This window comes from Acidithiobacillus sulfurivorans (assembly GCF_018853815.1).
GTDB classification, from domain to species: Bacteria; Pseudomonadota; Gammaproteobacteria; order Acidithiobacillales; family Acidithiobacillaceae; genus Acidithiobacillus; species Acidithiobacillus sulfurivorans.
This window is the reverse complement of the sequence record NZ_JAAOMP010000175.1, coordinates 2,501-5,177: the sequence shown is the minus strand read 5'-3', so window position 1 is coordinate 5,177 and position 2,677 is coordinate 2,501. Positions and strand designations below refer to the sequence as shown.

The following is a 2,677-nucleotide window of genomic DNA, read 5'->3' as shown; positions in this document are numbered from 1 at the left end:
GTTCTTTAAAAGCCGAGTGGAGATGTGTGGGGTTTAGGCCCAAGCTGTGTTTAGGGCGTTTAGACGTTCTGGACATGGCAGAAGTTGAACAAATTGTATGGATTGAACTTAAGAGTTTGATCCTGGCTCAGATTGAACGCTGGCGGCATGCCTAACACATGCAAGTCGAACGGTAACAGGTCTTCGGATGCTGACGAGTGGCGGACGGGTGAGTAACGCGTAGGAATCTGTCTTTGAGTGGGGGACAACCCAGGGAAACTTGGGCTAATACCGCATAAGCCCTGAGGGGGAAAGCGGGGGATCTTCGGACCTCGCGCTGGAAGAGGAGCCTACGTCTGATTAGCTAGTTGGTAGGGTAAAGGCCTACCAAGGCGACGATCGGTAGCTGGTCTGAGAGGACGACCAGCCACACTGGGACTGAGACACGGCCCAGACTCCTACGGGAGGCAGCAGTGGGGAATTTTTCGCAATGGGGGCAACCCTGACGAAGCAATGCCGCGTGAATGAAGAAGGCCTTCGGGTTGTAAAGTTCTTTCGTGGAGGACGAAAAGGTGGGTGCTAATATCGCCTGCTGTTGACGTGAATCCAAGAAGAAGCACCGGCTAACTCCGTGCCAGCAGCCGCGGTAATACGGGGGGTGCAAGCGTTAATCGGAATCACTGGGCGTAAAGGGTGCGTAGGCGGTGCATTAGGTCTGTCGTGAAATCCCCGGGCTCAACCTGGGAATGGCGGTGGAAACCGGTGTACTAGAGTATGGGAGAGGGTGGTGGAATTCCAGGTGTAGCGGTGAAATGCGTAGAGATCTGGAGGAACATCAGTGGCGAAGGCGGCCACCTGGCCCAATACTGACGCTGAGGCACGAAAGCGTGGGGAGCAAACAGGATTAGATACCCTGGTAGTCCACGCCCTAAACGATGAATACTAGATGTTTGGTGCCAAGCGTACTGAGTGTCGTAGCTAACGCGATAAGTATTCCGCCTGGGAAGTACGGCCGCAAGGTTAAAACTCAAAGGAATTGACGGGGGCCCGCACAAGCGGTGGAGCATGTGGTTTAATTCGATGCAACGCGAAGAACCTTACCTGGGCTTGACATGTCTGGAATCCTGCAGAGATGCGGGAGTGCCCTTCGGGGAATCAGAACACAGGTGCTGCATGGCTGTCGTCAGCTCGTGTCGTGAGATGTTGGGTTAAGTCCCGCAACGAGCGCAACCCTTGTCCTTAGTTGCCAGCGGTTCGGCCGGGCACTCTAGGGAGACTGCCGGTGACAAACCGGAGGAAGGTGGGGATGACGTCAAGTCCTCATGGCCTTTATGTCCAGGGCTACACACGTGCTACAATGGCGCGTACAGAGGGAAGCCAAGCCGCGAGGTGGAGCAGACCCCAGAAAGCGCGTCGTAGTTCGGATTGCAGTCTGCAACTCGACTGCATGAAGTCGGAATCGCTAGTAATCGCGGATCAGCATGCCGCGGTGAATACGTTCCCGGGCCTTGTACACACCGCCCGTCACACCATGGGAGTGGATTGTACCAGAAGCCGTTAGCCTAACCTTCGGGAGGGCGATGACCACGGTATGGTTCATGACTGGGGTGAAGTCGTAACAAGGTAGCCGTAGGGGAACCTGCGGCTGGATCACCTCCTTTAAAGAAATGGGTCCTAGACCCCACACACGCCACTCGGTAAAGAATCGGGCCTATAGCTCAGCTGGCTAGAGCACACGACTGATAATCGTGAGGTCAGTGGTTCGAGTCCACTTGGGCCCACCAAATGGGGCTGTAGCTCAGCTGGGAGAGCACCTGCTTTGCAAGCAGGGGGTCACCGGTTCGATCCCGGTCAGCTCCACCAAAGGGAAGAGGCCCGCGCGAAGCGGGTCGGACGCTGGGGTGGAGAAGTAGGTAACAGGTAACAGGAAGTAGAGAGTAGAAAGGTAAAAAGAGTCCGTAGTAGTGAGTTTCTAAATAAAGAAGCTGAGTACTACCGATTCGAAGTAGTGAAGCGGTATTGTTCTTTGACAGTTGAGGAAGGGAAGGCCATGTTTGTCATCTTGCCGATGGCAGACCTCCAGGTGGATGCTTGGGGATATATGGTCAAGTGAATAAGGGCATACGGTGGATGCCTTGGCAGAGACAGGCGATGAAGGACGTGGATACCTGCGAAAAGCCTCGGGGAGCTGGTAAACAAGCTTTGATCCGGGGATGTCCGAATGGGGCAACCCAATCCGAGTGATCGGGTTATTGCTGACTGAATACATAGGTCAGTAAAGCGAACGCGGTGAACTGAAACATCTCAGTAGCTGCAGGAAAAGAAATCAACCGAGATTCCCGTAGTAGCGGCGAGCGAACCGGGACCAGCCTTCATGATTTAGCGTAAGACTTAGGAGAACAACCTGGGAAGGTTGGCCGTAGTGGGTGATAGCCCCGTATCCGAAAAGACTTTCGTGGAACTAGGCATGAGCAAAGTAGGGCGGGACACGTGGAATCCTGTTTGAAGATGGGGGGACCATCCTCCAAGGCTAAATACTCGTCTCTGACCGATAGTGAACCAGTACCGTGAGGGAAAGGCGAAAAGAACCGCGGAGAGCGGAGTGAAATAGATCCTGAAACCGTATGCCTACAAGCAGTGGGAGCCCGTTTACGGGTGACTGCGTACCTTTTGTATCATGGGTCAGCGACTTACTTTC

The 2,677-nt window shown here is 54.3% G+C and carries 2 tRNA genes and 2 rRNA genes (1 of these 4 only partly in view); all 4 read left to right on the top strand.

The annotated features are described in order from the left end of the window. Positions 1–104: 104 nt before the first annotated feature. Positions 105–1,640, top strand: a 16S ribosomal RNA gene (locus HAP95_RS16785). Between the two features lie 46 nt (positions 1,641–1,686). Next, positions 1,687–1,763, top strand: a tRNA-Ile gene (locus tag HAP95_RS16780). 3 nt (positions 1,764–1,766) lie between these two features. Next, positions 1,767–1,842, top strand: a tRNA-Ala gene (locus HAP95_RS16775). Between the two features lie 240 nt (positions 1,843–2,082). After that, a 23S ribosomal RNA gene (locus tag HAP95_RS16770) occupies positions 2,083–2,677 on the top strand (it continues 2,294 nt past the right edge of the window). Together the 16S and 23S rRNA genes with 2 tRNA genes alongside form the textbook arrangement of a ribosomal RNA operon.